Annotated in this window: 15 protein-coding genes; 9 read left to right on the top strand and 6 right to left on the bottom strand. The window is 44.7% G+C overall.

Annotated features, from left to right (window positions below; genetic code table 11):
* Positions 1 to 300 (bottom strand): AI-2E family transporter (locus CAG69_RS03245; RefSeq protein WP_443087622.1); only part of this gene is annotated, 300 nt, incomplete at its 3' end.
* A gap of 346 nt (positions 301 to 646) precedes the next feature.
* A complete protein-coding gene (gene hemL, locus CAG69_RS03240) occupies positions 647 to 1942 on the bottom strand; it encodes a glutamate-1-semialdehyde 2,1-aminomutase (protein WP_012841437.1) in 1296 nt (431 codons plus the stop codon).
* Positions 1943 to 2188: 246 nt separating this feature from the next.
* Between hemL and erpA the strand changes: the two genes are divergently transcribed.
* From erpA to vmeK, 3 genes are all read left to right on the top strand, one after another.
* Entirely contained in the window at positions 2189 to 2530 is a 342-nt protein-coding gene (erpA, locus tag CAG69_RS03235) for an iron-sulfur cluster insertion protein ErpA (RefSeq protein WP_005380031.1), read from the top strand.
* A gap of 105 nt (positions 2531 to 2635) precedes the next feature.
* Positions 2636 to 3751 (top strand): efflux RND transporter periplasmic adaptor subunit, encoded by a 1116-nt coding sequence (locus CAG69_RS03230; RefSeq protein WP_005380030.1) that lies wholly within the window; start codon positions 2636 to 2638, stop codon positions 3749 to 3751.
* A 9-nt stretch (positions 3752 to 3760) separates the two neighbouring features.
* Positions 3761 to 6865 (top strand): multidrug efflux RND transporter permease subunit VmeK, encoded by a 3105-nt coding sequence (vmeK, locus tag CAG69_RS03225; protein WP_161442695.1) that lies wholly within the window; start codon positions 3761 to 3763, stop codon positions 6863 to 6865.
* A 65-nt stretch (positions 6866 to 6930) separates the two neighbouring features.
* Here vmeK and CAG69_RS03220 read toward each other — a convergent pair whose 3' ends face one another.
* Positions 6931 to 8223, bottom strand: a complete 1293-nt coding sequence (locus tag CAG69_RS03220; RefSeq protein ID WP_065645536.1) for a peptidoglycan DD-metalloendopeptidase family protein — start codon at positions 8221 to 8223, stop codon at positions 6931 to 6933.
* A 130-nt stretch (positions 8224 to 8353) separates the two neighbouring features.
* On the opposite strand from CAG69_RS03220, the gene tyrS reads away from it, so the two are divergent.
* Together tyrS and CAG69_RS03210 are read left to right on the top strand one after the other, a co-directional pair.
* On the top strand, positions 8354 to 9541 hold the full coding sequence (gene tyrS, locus CAG69_RS03215) for a tyrosine--tRNA ligase (RefSeq protein ID WP_012841441.1): 1188 nt from the start codon (positions 8354 to 8356) through the stop codon (positions 9539 to 9541).
* Positions 9542 to 9958: 417 nt separating this feature from the next.
* Entirely contained in the window at positions 9959 to 10804 is an 846-nt protein-coding gene (locus tag CAG69_RS03210; RefSeq protein ID WP_161442693.1) for a magnesium transporter, read from the top strand.
* Here the strand turns inward: CAG69_RS03210 and dacB are convergent.
* The gene (dacB, locus tag CAG69_RS03205) at positions 10783 to 12204 is read right to left on the bottom strand and encodes a serine-type D-Ala-D-Ala carboxypeptidase (RefSeq protein WP_161442691.1); all 1422 of its coding nucleotides are present in this window, start codon (positions 12202 to 12204) and stop codon (positions 10783 to 10785) included. The genes CAG69_RS03210 and dacB overlap by 22 nt on opposite strands.
* Positions 12205 to 12390: 186 nt before the next feature.
* On the bottom strand, positions 12391 to 13404 hold the full coding sequence (locus tag CAG69_RS03200; RefSeq protein WP_161442689.1) for a porin: 1014 nt from the start codon (positions 13402 to 13404) through the stop codon (positions 12391 to 12393).
* 544 nt (positions 13405 to 13948) lie between these two features.
* On the opposite strand from CAG69_RS03200, the gene greA reads away from it, so the two are divergent.
* A complete protein-coding gene (greA, locus tag CAG69_RS03195) occupies positions 13949 to 14422 on the top strand; it encodes a transcription elongation factor GreA (RefSeq protein ID WP_005380065.1) in 474 nt (157 codons plus the stop codon).
* Positions 14423 to 14506: 84 nt separating this feature from the next.
* On the opposite strand, the gene yhbY is transcribed toward greA, so the two are convergent.
* Complete coding sequence (gene yhbY / locus CAG69_RS03190; RefSeq protein WP_005380066.1) at positions 14507 to 14803, bottom strand: ribosome assembly RNA-binding protein YhbY; 297 nt, start codon at positions 14801 to 14803, stop codon at positions 14507 to 14509.
* A gap of 138 nt (positions 14804 to 14941) precedes the next feature.
* Here yhbY and rlmE point away from each other — a divergent pair, with 138 nt between their 5' ends.
* The 3 genes from rlmE to folP all read left to right on the top strand — a co-directional run.
* A complete protein-coding gene (rlmE, locus tag CAG69_RS03185) occupies positions 14942 to 15571 on the top strand; it encodes a 23S rRNA (uridine(2552)-2'-O)-methyltransferase RlmE (RefSeq protein ID WP_005388985.1) in 630 nt (209 codons plus the stop codon).
* Positions 15572 to 15679: 108 nt separating this feature from the next.
* Complete coding sequence (gene ftsH / locus CAG69_RS03180) at positions 15680 to 17653, top strand: ATP-dependent zinc metalloprotease FtsH (protein WP_053809231.1); 1974 nt, start codon at positions 15680 to 15682, stop codon at positions 17651 to 17653.
* Positions 17654 to 17705: 52 nt separating this feature from the next.
* Positions 17706 to 18134 (top strand): dihydropteroate synthase (gene folP, locus CAG69_RS03175; RefSeq protein ID WP_161442697.1); only part of this gene is annotated, 429 nt, incomplete at its 3' end.

The raw sequence follows: 18134 nt of genomic DNA, 5'->3' as shown, positions 1-18134 counted from the left end.
GTTGTACGTATTTTGTGAAAAAACAGAGCCTTGTTGAACAATGGCTGCAAACACAAATAGCAGTGGGATAACGATAATAAACGTCAAGACGACACATGACAGCAGTGCGGCCATATTGGGGTGCTTGGGAATTTTTCGCTCAAACCATTCGTGTACCGGAAACATGAGCAAAGAAATGATAAAAGCCATCACAATGGAATTGATGTATGGCTCAACCAATAAGTAGCAAGCAAAAGCAGCGGCGAGCAAAGCGACCATTAGCACTCGGTGACTCGACGTTATTTTTACATTATTTGGCATGAGATTAGTCCAACTTACAGGTGACGTTTACGGTTTGCGCCTTCAAAGATGGCGTTGAACCTTTATTACTTTGCACTCTTAACTCTTTCAAGCTTATGACAATGCCGAATTAGAGCAGAGCAATATACCTTGTTATAATGACCACAAATCAGTCGGTTATCAATCAAGAGATGAAGTATGGGTTGTTGCAACGGTGATAAAAAGTGTCAAACCGAGAAAAAAGCCAAACGAATACCGTGGTTTGGCATTGTTATTGGTGTTTTAGCAGTATTGGTTATATTGAATTGGCAATAAAAAAGGACCGTGATGGTCCTTTTTTAAATTAGTTATCGCAGCTTTTAAGCGATTATTTTGCTTCTTCTGCAAGAGTTGCAAAACAGCGGTCAGCCGCTTCTAGCGTGGCATCGATTTCTTTTGAACCGTGAGCAAGGGAAGTGAAGCTCGCTTCGAACGCTGAAGGCGCTAGGTAGACACCGTGTTTGAGCATTAAGTGGAAGAAGCGCTTGAAGCGTTCCACATCGCACTTCGTTACGTCTTCGTAGCAAGTCACTTTTTCTTGGTCAGTGAAGAAGAAGCCGAACATGCCGCCCACTTGGTTCACAACCAGAGGAATACCGTGTTTCTCTGCTAGAGACTTAAAGCCATCTGCTAGTTGTTTGGTTTTTGAAGCTAGGCGTTTTTCGTTGCCTTCTTCTTTTAGAAGGTTCAAACATGCATAGCCTGCAGCCATTGCGACAGGGTTGCCAGAAAGCGTACCCGCTTGGTAAACCGGACCCGTTGGCGCAACGTATTGCATTACTTCTTTACGACCACCGAAAGCACCCACTGGCATACCACCACCGATCACTTTACCCAGTGTCGTTAGGTCTGGCTTGATGTTGTAGTGCGCTTGTGCGCCACCAAGTGCCACACGGAAGCCTGTCATAACTTCATCAAAAATTAGTAGCGCGCCTTCTTGATCACAGATTTCACGTAGACCTTCGTGGAAGCCTTCCACTGGTGGAATACAGTTCATGTTGCCTGCAACTGGCTCAACGATGATACAAGCGATTTCGCCTTTGTTAGCAGCGAATAGCTCGCGTACAGAATCTAGGTCGTTGAATGTTGCTGTTAGCGTGTGCTTAGCAAAATCTGCAGGAACGCCAGGAGAGCTTGGTTGACCAAGGGTCAGTGCACCAGAGCCCGCTTTGACTAGTAAGCTGTCTGCGTGACCATGGTAACAACCTTCAAACTTCATGATCTTGTCGCGACCAGTGAAGCCACGTGCAAGGCGAATCGCGCTCATAGTCGCTTCGGTACCAGAACTTACCATGCGGATTTGCTCCATTGATGGAACAAGTTCAGAAACTAACTCTGCCATCGCGATTTCAAGTTCTGTTGGCGCACCGAAGCTGAGGCCACGTTGTGCTGCGTCAATGACGGCTTCGCGGATAACCGCGTGGTTGTGGCCAAGAATCATTGGACCCCAAGAGCCAACGTAATCAATGTACGCTTTACCATCGGCATCAAAAATCAGTGGACCGTCTGCTCGTTCGATAAATAGCGGAGAGCCGCCAACGCCGTTGAATGCACGAACTGGTGAATTGACACCGCCAGGGATGGTTTGCTGAGCTTTTTGATACAGCTCTGATGATTTGGTCATGGGGTTATCCTCTTTTGATTGCTCGGACCAAGTGGAGCGCATTGTACCTAGCTATAATCAAGTTAGAAACGTTTTGCTTAATTTATGTGTTGTTTCGCAGTGTAATCTTATATATCCGCATCTGTTATAAAGAATCGGCGGTGAATACTTGAACGAGTTTGTCAGGTATTGGATAATCGTCTCAATTAGCACAAATTTGACGTCTTGCTTCAGGCTTGACGCATTACACGAGTGAGAGAGGTCTTCGTGAGCGAAGTAAACGTACCATTATCTTTTTCTGACGCAGCAGCATCTCGCGTTAAAGCATTGATTGCTGAAGAAGAAAACCCTGCATTGAAACTGCGCGTATACATTACTGGTGGCGGCTGTAGCGGCTTCCAATACGGCTTTACTTTTGATGAAAATGTAAACGAAGGCGATACGACAATCGTAAACAGTGGTGTAACACTGGTTGTAGACCCTATGAGTCTGCAATATCTCGTTGGCGGAATTGTTGACTACACAGAAGGGTTAGAAGGAGCGCGCTTCTTTGTAAACAACCCAAATGCAACAACAACATGTGGTTGTGGTGCATCGTTTAGTGTGTAATTAACACCAATCAGGCAGCCAGTGGCTGCCTGAACTTTACGTAGAAGGATGTCACGTAAAGTCGCTCTCGCAGAATATGCAGAGAAATAATAAAAAGGACTTTATATGTCTGGACTTTCTTTTGGACGCCGAATTGTCGAGCGCCCTTGGTTGGTATCTCTTATCCTCGTCTTACTTCTTGTTGCATGGCTAACCATCGGCCAACTCAAAGCACAAGATGATCATCCTAACTCTTCAACATCCACGAACACGACACCACTTGCAAAGGTGATGTTTGATACTTTTCTTGCCGAACCTACCAGTAAAACCATTGAATTGTATGGACGAACAGCGCCCAATCGTCAAGCGCGTCTTGGCGCCGAAGTTGCCGGTAAAATAGTCAGTCTTAACATAAAGAAAGGCCAAGCGGTCAAACAGGGACAAGTGATCGCAAACATCGATAAGCGCGACCTTGGCATTCAACTTAAACGGGCCCAAGCGATGCTGTTGGTTAAAGAAAAAGAGTTTAATGCAGCTAAATCGCTAAAAAGTCGCGGACTGCAAGGTGAGGTTGCGTTTGCGACAGCGCAAGCAGCGTTGGTAGATGCACGTGCGAATTTGAGTAACGTGCAAACGGCTTTAAGAAATACTGAGGTTAAAGCGCCATTTGATGGCATCGTAGATCACCACTTTGTTGAGTTAGGTGATTTTGTCGGGATTGGCGATCCTATTGCGACGGTCATTGATTTGGATACTTTAGTGATTGAAGCCGATGTCAGTGAACGGCATATACAATATCTTAAGGAAGGCCTAGAAGCCGACGTAAGAACCATTAACCAACAGCATCATCAAGGTCGTGTACGCTACATTGGACGTGTTTCTTCTGCTTCTACTAATACGTTTCCAATTGAAATCGAAATTGATAATCAAGACGCAAGAATTCCTGCTGGTATGAGCGCTGAAGTACAGCTGCCGTTGAGTGAAGTGTTGGCGGTAAAGATTACGGCTGCAATGCTAGCACTCGATGAAGAAGGTAATTTAGGTGTTAAAACACTGCGTAATGAGCATGTTGAGTTTGTTCCAATTCAACTCGTTAAGGCCGAGGATGATGGTGTGTGGCTCTCTGGGTTAGGAGAGCGTGTAGACATTATCGTGCTGGGACAAGGTTTTGTGCGAGATGGTGATCAAGTACTGGCCAATAAAGTTGATGACGTAGTTATTGAAGCGGCTAATGAGCAGTAAGGAGCACCTATGTACACTCTGATTGATGCTGCGTTATCTCGCGCTCGCACTATGCTGACATTGTTGGTGATGATATTAATTGCCGGTGTCATTACTTACGTCACAATCCCCAAGGAATCGAGCCCTGATATTACCATTCCGATCATTTATGTTTCTGTTGGACATCAAGGCATTTCTCCTGTCGATGCCGAGCGTTTATTGGTTCGACCAATAGAGCAAGAGCTGCGTTCAATTGAAGGCGTAAAAGAGATGACCTCTGTGGCATCAGAAGGTCATGCTTCGGTGACGCTGGAATTTAGTGTCGGAGTGGATCTTGATAAAGCGATGGCAGATGTGCGTGATGCGGTTGATCTTGCGAAGCCAAAGTTACCAGAGGACAGTGATGAGCCGACGGTAAACGAAGTCACGTTTGCATCTGAAGAGCCTGTGTTGACCGTTGTGCTCTATGGCACCGTACCAGAGCGAACCATTGTTCAGATTGCCAGAACGTTACGTGATCGTTTGGAAAGTTTCCGTCAGGTTCTTGAGGTTGAAATCGCAGGGGATCGCGAAGATATCGTGGAAATAGTTGTCGATCCGCTATTGATGGAAAGCTACGGTCTCGATCAAGCGGATATCTATAATTTAATTGCCTTGAATAACCGAGTTGTGGCAGCGGGGTTTGTCGATACTGGGTATGGACGCTTTTCGGTAAAAGTCCCATCAGTTTTTGATTCACTGAAAGATGTGCTTGAACTGCCAATCAAAGTGAATGGCAAAGAGGTGATCACTTTTGGCGATGTGGCGACAGTACGACGTGCATTTCGCGATCCTGAAAGTTTTGCTCGTTTAGATGGCGAATCTGCCATCGTTTTGGACGTAAAAAAACGGGCAGGGGAAAACATCATTGAAACGGTTGAGCTGGTCAAAGAAGTACTGGCTCAGGGACAGAAGCGTGCCGAGTGGCCCAACAATTTGCAAGTTAAATACACTTGGGATCAATCCGACGATGTCAAATTGATGCTCAGTGATCTACAAAACAATATCTTATCCGCAATTATCCTCGTAGTTATCGTCATTATTGCCATATTGGGGGTTAGGACCGCGCTTCTCGTAGGTATTTCTATTCCGGGATCGTTCTTGACTGGGTTGTTGGTGTTATCGGTATTTGGGCTTACGGTCAATATCGTCGTACTGTTTGCTTTAATTATGGCGGTGGGCATGTTGGTGGATGGTGCCATTGTGGTGACAGAGTTTGCGGATAGGCGCATGCAAGAGGGTACACCTCGTAAAGAAGCCTATCGAGATGCAGCAAAGCGGATGGCATGGCCAATTACCGCATCCACTGCAACCACATTGGCTGCGTTTGCTCCGTTACTTTTCTGGCCAGACATTACTGGTGAGTTCATGAAGTACTTACCACTTACTTTAATTGCTACTTTGGCCGCTTCGCTGATGATGGCTCTACTGTTCGTTCCTGTCATCGGTGGGATCATTGGCAAGCCTCAAGTAGTCAATCAGAAAGCTCAGCGAGAAATGGTTGAGCTGCATAACGGCAACTTTGAAAAAGCGACAGGCATTACCAAGCTTTATTACCAGACTCTGTCGGTAGCGATTCGTCATCCATGGAAAGTCTTACTCAGCGCGATACTGCTAGCGGCAGGTGTCGGCTTCACTTACAACAAAGCTGGCTTGGGTGCAGAGTTTTTCCCTGAAGTGGACCCTGCCTTTTTTACCGTTAAAGTTCGTTCTTATGGTGACCTGTCTATTCACGAAAAAGATGTTGTTATGTGCGAAATCGAGAAGGTGATGCTCGGTCATGACGAGTTTGAAAGTGTCTACACGCGCACGGGGTCGAGCGATAATGGGGACGAGATTGGCCAGATTCAAATAACTCCTGTGGATTGGCAGTATCGACGCAAAGTGAAAACCATTATTGAGGAACTAAAAGAGACCACAGATCGCTTTTATGGTGTTGAACTTGAATATAAATTCCCGGACGCAGGACCGCCTGTTGAGCATGATCTCGTGATTGAAGTGTCATCGCGAAACTTGAGTGTTAGTGCGTTAGATGAAGCGGCCAAACAAGTCCGACACTGGGCTGATGGTAATCCTGCACTGACCAATTTGAGTGATACCACTAATAAGGAAGGGATTGATTGGCAAATTGGTATCCAGCGAGATGACGCCTCTCGCTTTGCAGCGGATGCGACCTTAGTCGGGAATACTGTTCAGTTTGTTACAAACGGTTTGAAAATAGGCGATTATTTGCCCGATGATGCGGATGAAGAAGTCGATATATTGGTACGCTATCCACAAGATAAGCGCGATATTGGTCGATTTGACCAACTGAGAGTGAAAACGGCAGCTGGTCTGGTACCGATTACGAATTTTGCTCAAATCAAACCAGATCATAAGCAAGACACCATTCGTCGGGTCGACGGTCATCGAGTTATCAATATTAAAGCGGATATGGTGGAAGGTTACAATTTGGCTCTTGAGCTACCGAAGATTGCCGCTGGAATGGAACAGCTCGACTTACCGGAAGGCATTGAATATAAGATTCGGGGTCAAAATGAAGAGCAGGAAAACTCATCAGCATTCTTACAAAATGCTTTTATTGTCGCGCTTGGTGTGATGGCTCTGATTTTAATTACGCAGTTTAATAGCTTTTATCAAGCTTTCTTAATCCTCAGTGCTGTGTTGTTTTCTACCGTTGGGGTCTTTGCTGGATTGCTTATTTTCCAAAAGCCATTTGGCATCATCATGTCGGGAATAGGGGTGATTGCGCTTGCAGGTATTGTTGTGAATAACAACATCGTATTAATCGATACTTATAATCAGATGCGTAAACGTGGCTTAGAGAAATCTGAGGCGATCTTGCGTACAGGTGTGCAGCGTTTAAGACCCGTTTTACTCACGACGGTGACCACCATACTAGGCTTATTGCCAATGGTGCTAGAAATGAACATCGACTTAGTTAACCAAAAAGTGGAATTTGGCGCGCCAAGCACTCAATGGTGGTCTCAACTTGCGACGGCTGTCGCGGGTGGATTGGCGTTTGCGACTTTGCTAACACTGGTTCTGACACCATGCTTGCTCATGCTCGGGAGAGAGCATCACTCCGAAAAGTAAGCTTCATCGTGATGATATTGAAGAAACAAAAAGGGCAGCTGATCTGCCCTTTTCAATATATCAATTTACTTCATTGCTAACAGTTTGCTGTAGCGCTCAAGTTTGTCCATGCTAATTTTTGCGTTTGCCATGAAAGTTTGTCTTGCTTTGCCTGTTAGGGATTTAGACTGTGGCAAATTCACCGTACGCGGGTTTTTGTGGACACCATTCACAAGGAACTCATAGTGCAAGTGAGGGCCTGTTACACGACCTGTTCCGCCAAGCGTACCAATGGTTTGACCTTGCTTAACGCGTTGACCAGCTCGTACTGTACGTTTAGTTAAGTGCAGGTACTTGGTAATGTAAGTATTGCTATGTTTAATGAAAACGTAGTTACCATTAAATTTGTTGTAAGACGATTTTTGAACGACACCATCGCCAGCCGCCCAAATCGGGGTGCCCACAGGTGCAGCATAGTCCGTGCCTCTATGAGGACGAACGCGTCCCGTTACAGGGTGTAAGCGGCGTGGGTTGAAGTTAGACGAAACTCGACGGAAATCCAACGGCGCGCGCAAGAACGCTTTTTTCATTGCTCGTCCATTTTCGTCGTAATACTTGCCACTTTTCTGATCCAGTATTGCGGTGAAGGTATCGCCTTGGTTTTTAAAGATCGCAGCAATGATTTTTCCACGACCGATTACTTCACCTTCTACCACTTCCTCTTGGTAAAGCACTCGGAAGCTGTCGTTTTTACGAATATCTAAAGCAAAGTCGATGTCCCAACCAAATATGCCAGCCAGTTCCATGATTTGGTTACCATTTAATCCAGAAGATATTCCCGCATTCCAAAAGTTTGATTTGATGGTGGCTTCAGCGTAGTTGTACTGGAAGTCGACTTCTTTTTTATCGACTTCTGAGACGTATTTGCCGTCTTTTAACGTGATACGAAAAGTTTCGAATGCGCTTAATGTTCTTCTTAACTGTACTAAGTCGTTGTTTTCATCAAAACCGAATTGCAATCGATCGCCAGGTCGAAGTCGGGTTAATTGCTTTTCCACTTCTTTGTCTGATGAGACAAGCTCATGCAATAGGCGGGCAGAAAGCCCCACGCGACTAAACAAGATGGCGGCACTCTCACCATTTTTCACTTTGTACGTTTCCCAACGCAGTACAGCGGAGGACGCTGGAGACGAACTGTTTAGTGCACTGAGTTCTAGGGAAACTGGCACAGGATAATGTTGACCAACTTTTAATCGGCTCTGCTGCGGGTCTAGGTCTTGCGGATCAGGTAAAAAGAAGAGCGCGAAGATAATCAGCGCACTAAAAAAACCGATCAATACTTTGTGCAAGAGTGGAAGTCGGACAAAAATCGAATGCATGAGGTACTTGATTGCTAAATTAAACGGAAAAATTGACAACTACCTAGTCTAACGTGTTTCAAAATGCATCGCTATTCAAGTAATATGTTCAGCTATTATATTTTTGCCAAATCTGTGGGAGTGAACAAGAATGGCGAGCATTGAAGCTGCACTAGCCGAGATTAAGCGCGGTGTTGAAGAGCTGATTCCAGAAGAAGAGCTTATCGCAAAACTAAAAGAAGACCGTCCTCTACGTATTAAATTGGGTGCGGATCCTACGGCTCCAGATATTCACCTAGGTCATACGGTTATTTTCAATAAGCTTCGCTTGTTCCAAGAGCTAGGTCATGAGGTGACGTTCCTAATTGGTGACTTCACTGCAATGGTTGGTGACCCAACAGGTAAAAACACAACACGTCCACCGCTAAGCCGAGAAGACGTATTGCGTAATGCAGAAACTTACAAAGAGCAGGTATTCAAAATTCTAGACCCTGCAAAAACTAAGATTCAGTTCAACTCTGAGTGGTTATCTGAGCTTGGTGCAGAAGGTATGATTCGTCTTGCTGCAAACCAAACTGTTGCTCGTATGCTAGAGCGTGATGACTTTAAAAAGCGTTACGCGGGTGGTCAGCCAATTGCTATTCATGAGTTCATGTACCCACTTCTACAAGGTTGGGACTCAGTAGCAATGGAAACTGACGTTGAGCTTGGCGGTACTGACCAGAAGTTCAACCTGCTAATGGGTCGTGAACTGCAAAAGTCTCACGGTCAAAAACCACAGGTTGTACTGATGATGCCTCTTCTAGTGGGCCTTGATGGCGAGAAGAAGATGTCTAAGTCAGCAAACAACTACATCGGTATCAGCGAAGCGCCAAGCGAAATGTTTGGTAAAATCATGTCTATTTCTGATGACCTAATGTGGAGCTACTACGAGCTGCTATCTTTCCGTCCTCTGGAAGAGATTGCTCAATTCAAAGCTGATGTAGAAGCGGGCAAAAACCCTCGTGACATCAAAGTATTGCTAGCAAAAGAAATTATTGCTCGCTTCCACAGTGAAGCTGATGCAGATGCGGCAGAGCAAGAATTCGTAAACCGTTTTGCGAAGAATCAAATTCCTGATGAAATGCCAGAATTTGATTTTGATGCAGGTCGCCCAGTGAGCAATCTGTTGAAAGAAGCGGGCTTATGCCCATCATCGTCAGATGCGATGCGCATGGTTAAGCAGGGCGCTGTGAAGATGGATGGTGAAAAAATTGCGGACAGCAAATTTGCTCCAGAAGCGGGTACTTACGTGTTCCAAGTAGGCAAACGTAAATTTGCACGTATTACCATTCAGTAATCAATAACCGCTGCAAATGAAAGCGCCTGATGGGCGCTTTTTTGTATAAAAATTTAGCGAAAAAGACAAAGTAAAACTTCCAAACATGTTGAACTTTGCTACTATACTTGCGCAGCCAATAATGGTTGCGTTATCGGAGATTTACATGAACAATACCGACCATCCTCCCAGTCGTTGGGTGAGTAAGAGCAAGGGAGCGAAATAACCCGCTTCGGTATTGGCGATCTCCGCCTTACCTAAGTGGTGAGGCATCTTTTCTAATTTTCTTCTCGTTATTTCCTTCATACATTCTGAATAGACAGTGCATCCGCATTGGTTTTCTCTGTGCATCTTAATTGTTGTATGACTTTAAGTATGCAAGATTGACTTTGCGTGCCTTGTCGATGGTCGTTACCAATGCCAATCGGGAGATTCGCCATGACGGTAATGAACAACACTTTTATTGAAACAACACCAAACTTTTCTGAAGTAGAAATTGGTGCAGCTCGCAATGCATTTTTGCAGTATGAGCAAGAGCAACAAGTCTATTTGCTTACGATCATGCCGATTGATGAGGCGGTAGGTATTTTACAGCATTGCTCTGTCGGTTATGTGAATAGTCTTATTGCTCAACTTGAGCAAGCAGGCCATGACAAACGCGCACGTCATTATGCTCACCAATTGGGTTTGCATATGTCTGAAGTTGATACACCTGATGGTTATTTATCAACTAGTGTTTTGGGGCACGTGAAGCAGCGTATTGGGTGGATCATTGCACTGGCCCTTTTAGGGATTGTGTCGGGTTTGATCATTGCTCAGTATGAGGACACCCTTAGCCAGCTCGTTTTGCTTGCGGTGTACATGCCTGTGATCGCTGCGGCTGGTGGTAATACAGGAACACAAGCTGCAACTTTGGTGATTCGTGCTCTTGCAACTGGAGAGCTAAAAAAACGCCAATGGTTAGAAGTTTTGTGGAAAGAGAGCCGCGTTGCTCTATTTATTGCGTTAGCGATCGCTATCGTGATGATTGGACGCATTATGTTATTTAGTGCCGGTCAATCAACAGGGGGCTTTGAACTTACCGATATTGCATTGGCAATAGCGGTTGCGTTATTCATCCAAGTAACGATTTCTACAACATTAGGTGGGCTGCTACCAATTATTGCACGAGCTTGCAAGATGGACCCAGCGGTATTGGTGAGTCCAGTGCTTGCATCTATCGTCGATATTTCAGGGATGTGGATATACTTTAATGTGGTGAACTATTTCTTGGGTATCTCCTGACTAAAGTTCACAATATCACTATAAAAAAGCTGCTCAAAATGTGTAATAGGGGCGATGACAGGTTTGTTATCGTCCCTTTTTTCTGGGAAGTAGTCAGAAACAAACTGAACAAAAACGGTATTAGGTTGACCATTTTTATCCAAGCCATATCCGGCCATGTTGTAAGTTCCGTAGAGGGAGCCGCTTTTCGCGATCAGCTGTCCTTTAATTGGAAGTTTTCGCATACTTTGTCGGTACTTTAGTGTGCCGGATTCACCTGATTTCGGCATGATGGCAATCAATTTGAGTTCGTTTTCATGCTTCCAAATATAGCGCAGCATTTCAGCCATCTTGGTCGCGGAGATCCGGTTATTTCGCGAAAGTCCTGAGCCGTCTTCTAGGCGCGCATTACGAATATCAATACCAGTGTTGGCGAAAATGATCTGCTTGATCGCTTCTGTACCGTTAGTAAAACTGCCTGGCTGAACGAAAAATTTGGCACCAAGTGTTTTGGTTAATGTGTCGGCAATCAAGTTGTCAGAGTTTTTGAGCATATCTTCGAGAATGTCTGGTAAGGCTTTTGATTGATGCATTGCGATGAGTTTTCGCTGCTTTTCTGGCGCCGTACCGACCCTAATCTTTCCTGATACCCCAATGTTGAGCTCCTTGAGCAAAGCCGCCAGCCTTTGACTGGTGTAACGCTCAGGGTCTTGAACCGCAAATTTCAGTGGCAATGGTTTATCTCTTTCAACCAAGCACCCTGTTAGCTTGTAGTTGTTATCGGGATTTGCAACTAAACCTAAGTCACAATGACGACTTTTCTTAATGGTTTTAGAAACTGTTTCTACGGTACTTGTGACACGAATAGGTTGATGCTCTGGTACGTAGACCCGCGTTCCACCATCTTTTTGTGTATAGATAGAGGCTTGTACACAGTTGTTATTGAGTGTGATGGTCGATGCCGGAGCGCTGTAGCAAACTCCCAAGATATCCCACGGCCAGCCCACTGCACGGTTGTAACCAGTGAATGCGCTGTTATCGAGCCATAAGTCACCGTCAATACGTTTTAAGCCATTTTTCTTGGCTAGGGTAAGAAGTGATTTTAAATCGTTGGTTTGGAGCGTTGGATCGCCGACAAAGTAAATCACTGCGTCTGAGCTCGACGCTTCTAGCTTGGTTCGAAAGCGGAAGTTATCACCCAGCTCTAACTTTGCTGCTAATGCTGTGACGATTTTTAATGTACTGGCTGGTGGGAACAGTTGTTCGGTAGGATGAACACCGTCAAGTTCAGCATTCTCACTGAGTTTTTCCGCGACTAAACTGATGCGAGAGCCTTCCGGCAACACTTCTTGATGAGGGTACGCTTGTGAAAAAGCAGAAAGTAATGAAGAGAATATGAGCAAGGGCCAACGTAAACGCATAATTATACTTTCTAGGGTGAGTTATGTGATTGAGTATACGCAAGTCCTTTCAATATGCTAGGTAACTAAAGAAATGCTTTATACGTCATCAGGAATGAGACATGAGAGAAAGGCGCGCGGCTTAAAATGGAGTATAAAAAATGCCCGCTTGAAGCGGGCATTCGATATTCTAGTCAAAGACCGGAATTAGAAGTCGTAACGTAGACCTAGAGCTAGCTCGTCTTCAGCATCGATCTTGTTCGCAACTGTCTTACCGCTAGTTGAGCCGAACTTATCGCCAGCGTCAATTAGGTTGAAGTTGTAAGAAACGTAACCGCGGAAGTTAGGTTTGAAGTAGTAAGAAGCATCAACAGCGAAGTTGTTTGCAGAAGTTTCGTTGTCAGTTTCTGCATTGTTGTACGTTGTTGTGAATACTGTTTGACCTAGCGTGTAAGCACCCGCTAGTTCGTAACCAGTGTAATCAACTGTGCTACGGTTGTTTGAGTCTTTCATTTTCTCGCCGTCAGTGAATACACCAGCGAAGTAAAGATCAGACATTGTGTAAGATGCAGCTAGCATGTACTCGTTTGCATCGTATTGGTCTGCGTAACCAGCACCAAGCTCAAGACCAGTGTCTGCTACAGCGTAGATAGCTGATAGAGAGTAGCCGTCTTGTTTGTTGTCAGAGTATTCACCGTTTTGTTCTACACGGTCAGCGAAGCGGTAGCTTGCTTTAACACTTAGGTTTTCAAATTGACCTTTGTAAGCCATCATGTTGTCTGTACGGTCTGCTACAGCTAGTTTGTCTGCTGCAGAGTTACCGTGGTAAGCCATGATATCAGTGAAGTCAGTGATAACGCCTAGTGCACCTTCAGTTTTACCGTATGCGAACTCACCGTAAGCACCACCAAGACCAGCGTAAGCAAGACGAGTTTCTAGATCGCTCTTGTCGTCGCCGTCTACAGTACCGTTTTGAGCAGTTTCAAATTCACCTTCCCAGAAACCAACACCGTATAGGTTGTCATTGATCTCCTGTTTACCAAGGAAGTTTAGACGGATGCGAGATTTGTCTTGAGCGTCGCCATCTTTCATAGATAGACGTGCTTCAGCACGGCCGCCCATTTCTAGAGAAGTGCCGTCTTGGTTGTAAAGTTCAGCTGCGTTTACGCCAGTTGCCATAGCTGCTGCAGATACAGAAAGAGCAATTAGAGTCTTTTTCATCTTATTTGTCCTAGTTAGCTGTCCATAATCATTGTTGTATGGGGGAGAGGTAATCTCTCACAAGTTGTTGGTCTATAATCGGCCAATGAGCGGTATAATTCGCCCTTGTAAGCCTTTGATCTAACAACTCGCTGGACATGTTTTACTGCTAAAGTTTCCGTATGAGTTAGTAAAATGATATAAATCGTATCGATGAACACTGTTCGATTGTTCTGGTTTTTGATTTAACCTTTTGTTTTAAATAATATTTTGCGGATATAACATTCGTCTGACATTGATTAGTTTTTATCTTTTTTGATGTTTTTGGTGTAATGAACAGTGTTGTTTTTCAACAAATTGCGACAGTGATGCACTCTAGAATCGTTCTAAAAGTGACTTATATCATTATGCCGAAAATGCATAGTCTTACAGCCTTTCGAATTAAGATGATTTCGTCCGGGAGTTTGTTTACACTAAATGAAATACATCTTTAAGCGCACTACCCAGCCCTATGGCAGGGTGGGCTTTTTTTGTCCAAAGACCCATTTGGGCTTGAGGTTATAAAATGGAAAAAGTTCCAATGACACTACGTGGCGAGCAAAAGCTACGTGCAGAACTCGATCGTCTACTTAAACTACGTCCTCAAATTTCAGAGGCAATCGCTGAAGCTCGTGAGTTAGGTGATTTAAAAGAGAACGCAGAATATCACGCCGCTCGAGAAGAGCAGGGTATCTGTGAAGCACAAATCCGTGACATTGAATACAAACTGTCAGTTGCTCAAGTAATTGATGTAACGAAGATGGAGAACACGGGTAAAGTTATTTTTGGTTCAACCGTAACCTTGATTGACATCGACACCGAAGAAGAAAAAACATACCAAATTGTTGGTGATGACGAAGCAGACATTAAAGCTGGCCGTATTTCAGTAAGCTCACCAATTGCTCGTGGCTTGATCGGTAAGATGGAAGGCGATGAGGTTGCTATTCAAACTCCGGGTGGCGCGAAAGACTTCGAAATCGATCGAGTAGAATACATCTAAGTCGTTGAGAGTAATTTTGTTACTCCAATAAAACGCAAAAAGGTCGCCAATGGCGACCTTTTTTCTTCAGCAACGTAAGTAGAATTACTTACGAGGGATTTCGATTTTACGCTCTTCAGACTGGCGGTACAGCACAAGCACTTTACCAATAGTCTGAACTTTTTCTGCGCCCGTCTCACGTACGATAGCGTCGATGATTAGCTGTTTTGTTTCACGATCTTCTGAAGCAACTTTTACTTTGATCAGTTCGTGATGGTTAAGAGCGATTTCAATTTCTGCTAGCACGGCTTCTGTAAGTCCATTTGCGCCCATTAGCACGACAGGTTTTAAACTGTGAGCTAGGCCTTTAAGGTGCTGCTTTTGTTTGGTGCTTAGGTTCATTACGCGGCCAATTTTCTTTAAAATAAGGGTTGAAAAAAGCTATTTTAACGCCATCTATTGCTGAAGACTATAATTTATTGAGTAATAGGTAGCGCCTATTAAAACAATAGCTCCAATTTGCGCCTTGTTGGGATTAAAATGAGTAAACAAAAACATTCGGCTAGTTCTGGTCGTTGGTTGAAAGAACACTTTGATGATAAATACGCGAATGAGGCTCGTAAAAAAGGCTATCGCTCACGTGCTTATTTCAAGATCGATGAGATTCAAACGAAAGATAAATTGTTAAAGCCTGGGATGACAGTCGTCGATTTGGGTGCGGCACCGGGCGGGTGGTCTCAATATGCTGCTAAGATAGTAGGAGACAGTGGTCAGATCATTGCGTGTGATTTGCTTCCTATGGACCCGATTGCGGGTGTCAGCTTTTTACAAGGCGACTTTCGCGATGATGCTGTATTGGAAGCTTTGTTAGAAAGAATCCAACCTTCAATGGTAGACGTAGTAATGTCTGACATGGCACCTAATATTGCGGGAAATAACTCTGTTGACCAACCTCGTGCTATGTATTTAGTTGAATTGGCTTTAGATATGTGTCGACAAGTTCTAGCGCCTAATGGTAGCTTTGTCGTAAAGGTTTTCCAGGGGGAAGGCTTCGATCAGTATGTGAAAGAAGTCCGAGACATGTTTAAAGCCGTAAAAATTAGAAAACCAGACTCATCGCGAGCTCGCTCTCGAGAAGTCTTTGTTGTAGCCACTGGTTACAAAGGTTAACCATTTTGCTCTCTTGAGAGCGTGTTAACACTATAGCTACAGTGAATGAACTGTAGTACCCTACCTTTAATTACAATTAGTTATCGAGAGGCTTACACCTTGAGTGACATGGCAAAAAATTTAATTCTGTGGCTTGTTATCGCCGTCGTATTGATGTCGGTATTCCAGAGCTTTGGCCCTGGAGAAAGCAATGGCAGAACCGTGGATTACACCACGTTTGTACAGGAAGTTGGCCAAGGCCAGATTCAAGAAGCAACTTTTAAAGACGGTGAAATTAGCTTTGTTCGTCGTGGCGGCGGTGCCAAAATGGTCACTTACATGCCAGTGTATGACCAAAAGCTTCTAGATGACCTAATTAACCAAAACGTGAAAGTACAGGGCACGCCTCCAGAAGAGCAGAGCTTGCTTGGTACTATTTTCATTTCTTGGTTCCCAATGATCTTACTAATTGGTGTATGGATTTTCTTCATGCGTCAAATGCAAGGCGGCGGCGGTAAAGGCGCCATGTCTTTTGGTAAGAGCAAAGCTCGAATGATGAGCGAAGAACAAATCAAGACAACTTTTGCTGACGTTGCAGGTTGTGACGAAGCTAAAGAAGACGTGAAAGAGCTGGTGGACTACTTGCGTGATCCAAGCCGTTTCCAAAAACTGGGCGGTAAGATTCCTACTGGTGTGTTAATGGTTGGTCCTCCTGGTACTGGTAAAACGCTTCTAGCGAAAGCCATTGCTGGTGAAGCAAAAGTACCGTTTTTTACCATCTCGGGTTCAGATTTCGTAGAAATGTTTGTGGGTGTCGGTGCATCTCGTGTACGTGACATGTTCGAACAAGCTAAGAAAGCAGCGCCTTGTATTATCTTCATCGATGAAATCGATGCGGTAGGTCGTCAGCGTGGTGCTGGTGTCGGTGGTGGTCACGATGAACGTGAGCAAACACTAAACCAAATGCTAGTAGAGATGGATGGTTTCGAAGGTAACGAAGGTATCATCGTAATCGCTGCAACTAACCGTCCAGACGTTCTTGACCCAGCGTTGCTACGTCCTGGTCGTTTTGACCGCCAAGTAGTGGTTGGATTGCCAGATGTACGTGGTCGTGAGCAGATTCTAAAAGTACATATGCGTAAAGTCCCTCTAGCAGGTGACGTAGAGCCTTCTCTAATCGCTCGTGGTACACCAGGCTTCTCTGGTGCTGATTTAGCAAACCTAGTCAACGAAGCGGCGCTATTTGCTGCGCGTGGTAACAAGCGTAACGTTTCTATGGTTGAATTCGAATTAGCGAAAGACAAAATCATGATGGGTGCCGAGCGCCGTTCAATGGTGATGTCTGAAGAGACAAAAGAGTCAACGGCTTATCACGAAGCAGGTCACGCAATTGTTGGTCGTTTAGTACCTGAGCACGATCCAGTTTACAAAGTGTCGATCATTCCACGCGGTCGCGCGTTGGGTGTGACTATGTACCTACCGGAGCAAGACCGTGTCAGCATGTCTCGCCAGCATCTAGAGTCTATGATCTCTAGCTTGTACGGTGGTCGTCTAGCGGAAGAGCTTATCTACGGTGCTGATAAAGTCTCAACAGGCGCGTCAAACGATATTGAACGTGCAACTGATATTGCTCGTAAGATGGTTACTCAATGGGGTTTCTCTGAAAAGCTTGGTCCTCTACTGTATGCAGAAGATGAAGGTGAGGTGTTCCTTGGTCGTAGCGTGACTCAGACTAAGCATGTATCTGACGATACGGCGAAGCTGATTGATGATGAAGTTCGTCAGATCATTGACCGCAACTATGACCGTGCGAAGAAGATTCTTCAAGAAAACATGGATATCATGCATGCGATGAAAGATGCGCTGATGAAGTATGAAACCATTGATGCTCGTCAAATTGATGATTTAATGGAGCGCAAAGCTGAAATTCGTGAGCCTGCGGGTTGGAGTGATAACTCAACTGGCAAATCTGAAGACAGCGAGAAGCCTCAAGCAAAGCCAGAAGTTAAAGAAGAAGCAACGGACGCTGCGAAAGATGCAGAGAAGTCTAGCTCTTCAGAAGCGACTTCTAGCGAAGCGCCTGAAAAGAAAGACTCTGAATAAAGAGTGTTGATAATAATAAACCCCGAGTTATCTCGGGGTTTTTGTGTTTATGATGATGATTACAGCAAATAACAAATCTTTAGATCTTTCCCGTCCACATGTTATGGCCATTCTAAATGTGACTCCGGATTCCTTTTCGGATGGTGGTAAATACAACTCGATGGAACTCGCCCTTGCTCAAGTTGATAAAATGATAAAGGCTGGTGTAAGCATTGTTGATGTTGGTGGGGAGTCGACAAGGCCTGGCGCGCCAGATGTGTCTTTAGAAGAAGAACTTCGACGTGTTGTCCCAGTAATCAAGGCCATTCGTGAAAAGTACGATGTGTGGATTTCGGTCGATACCAGTAAAGCGGAAGTTATGCGTCAAGCTATTGATGCTGGTGCAGATTTGATCAATGACATTCGATCTTTGCAAGAACCTGGTGCTCTCGAAGTCGCAGCAGAAGCAAAGCTTCCAATTTGTCTGATGCATATGAAAGGT

It is taken from the genome of Vibrio sp. V43_P6S15P86, assembly GCF_009904725.1.
Classification (GTDB): Bacteria; Pseudomonadota; Gammaproteobacteria; order Enterobacterales; family Vibrionaceae; genus Vibrio; species Vibrio diabolicus.
The sequence above is the reverse complement of the archived record's forward strand: the minus strand, read 5'-3'. Positions and strand labels throughout refer to the sequence as shown.

Excerpts from the sequence above, each read along its gene's own strand:
- hemL (WP_012841437.1), bottom strand. The coding sequence starts at position 1,942 with ATGACCAAATCATCAGAGCTGTATCAAAAAGCTCAGCAAACCATCCCT.
- CAG69_RS03230 (WP_005380030.1), top strand. The coding sequence starts at position 2,636 with ATGTCTGGACTTTCTTTTGGACGCCGAATTGTCGAGCGCCCTTGGTTG.
- vmeK (WP_161442695.1), top strand. The coding sequence starts at position 3,761 with ATGTACACTCTGATTGATGCTGCGTTATCTCGCGCTCGCACTATGCTG.
- CAG69_RS03220 (WP_065645536.1), bottom strand. The coding sequence starts at position 8,223 with ATGCATTCGATTTTTGTCCGACTTCCACTCTTGCACAAAGTATTGATC.
- tyrS (WP_012841441.1), top strand. The coding sequence starts at position 8,354 with ATGGCGAGCATTGAAGCTGCACTAGCCGAGATTAAGCGCGGTGTTGAA.
- CAG69_RS03210 (WP_161442693.1), top strand. The coding sequence starts at position 9,959 with ATGACGGTAATGAACAACACTTTTATTGAAACAACACCAAACTTTTCT.
- dacB (WP_161442691.1), bottom strand. The coding sequence starts at position 12,204 with ATGCGTTTACGTTGGCCCTTGCTCATATTCTCTTCATTACTTTCTGCT.
- CAG69_RS03200 (WP_161442689.1), bottom strand. The coding sequence starts at position 13,404 with ATGAAAAAGACTCTAATTGCTCTTTCTGTATCTGCAGCAGCTATGGCA.
- greA (WP_005380065.1), top strand. The coding sequence starts at position 13,949 with ATGGAAAAAGTTCCAATGACACTACGTGGCGAGCAAAAGCTACGTGCA.
- yhbY (WP_005380066.1), bottom strand. The coding sequence starts at position 14,803 with ATGAACCTAAGCACCAAACAAAAGCAGCACCTTAAAGGCCTAGCTCAC.
- rlmE (WP_005388985.1), top strand. The coding sequence starts at position 14,942 with ATGAGTAAACAAAAACATTCGGCTAGTTCTGGTCGTTGGTTGAAAGAA.
- ftsH (WP_053809231.1), top strand. The coding sequence starts at position 15,680 with ATGGCAAAAAATTTAATTCTGTGGCTTGTTATCGCCGTCGTATTGATG.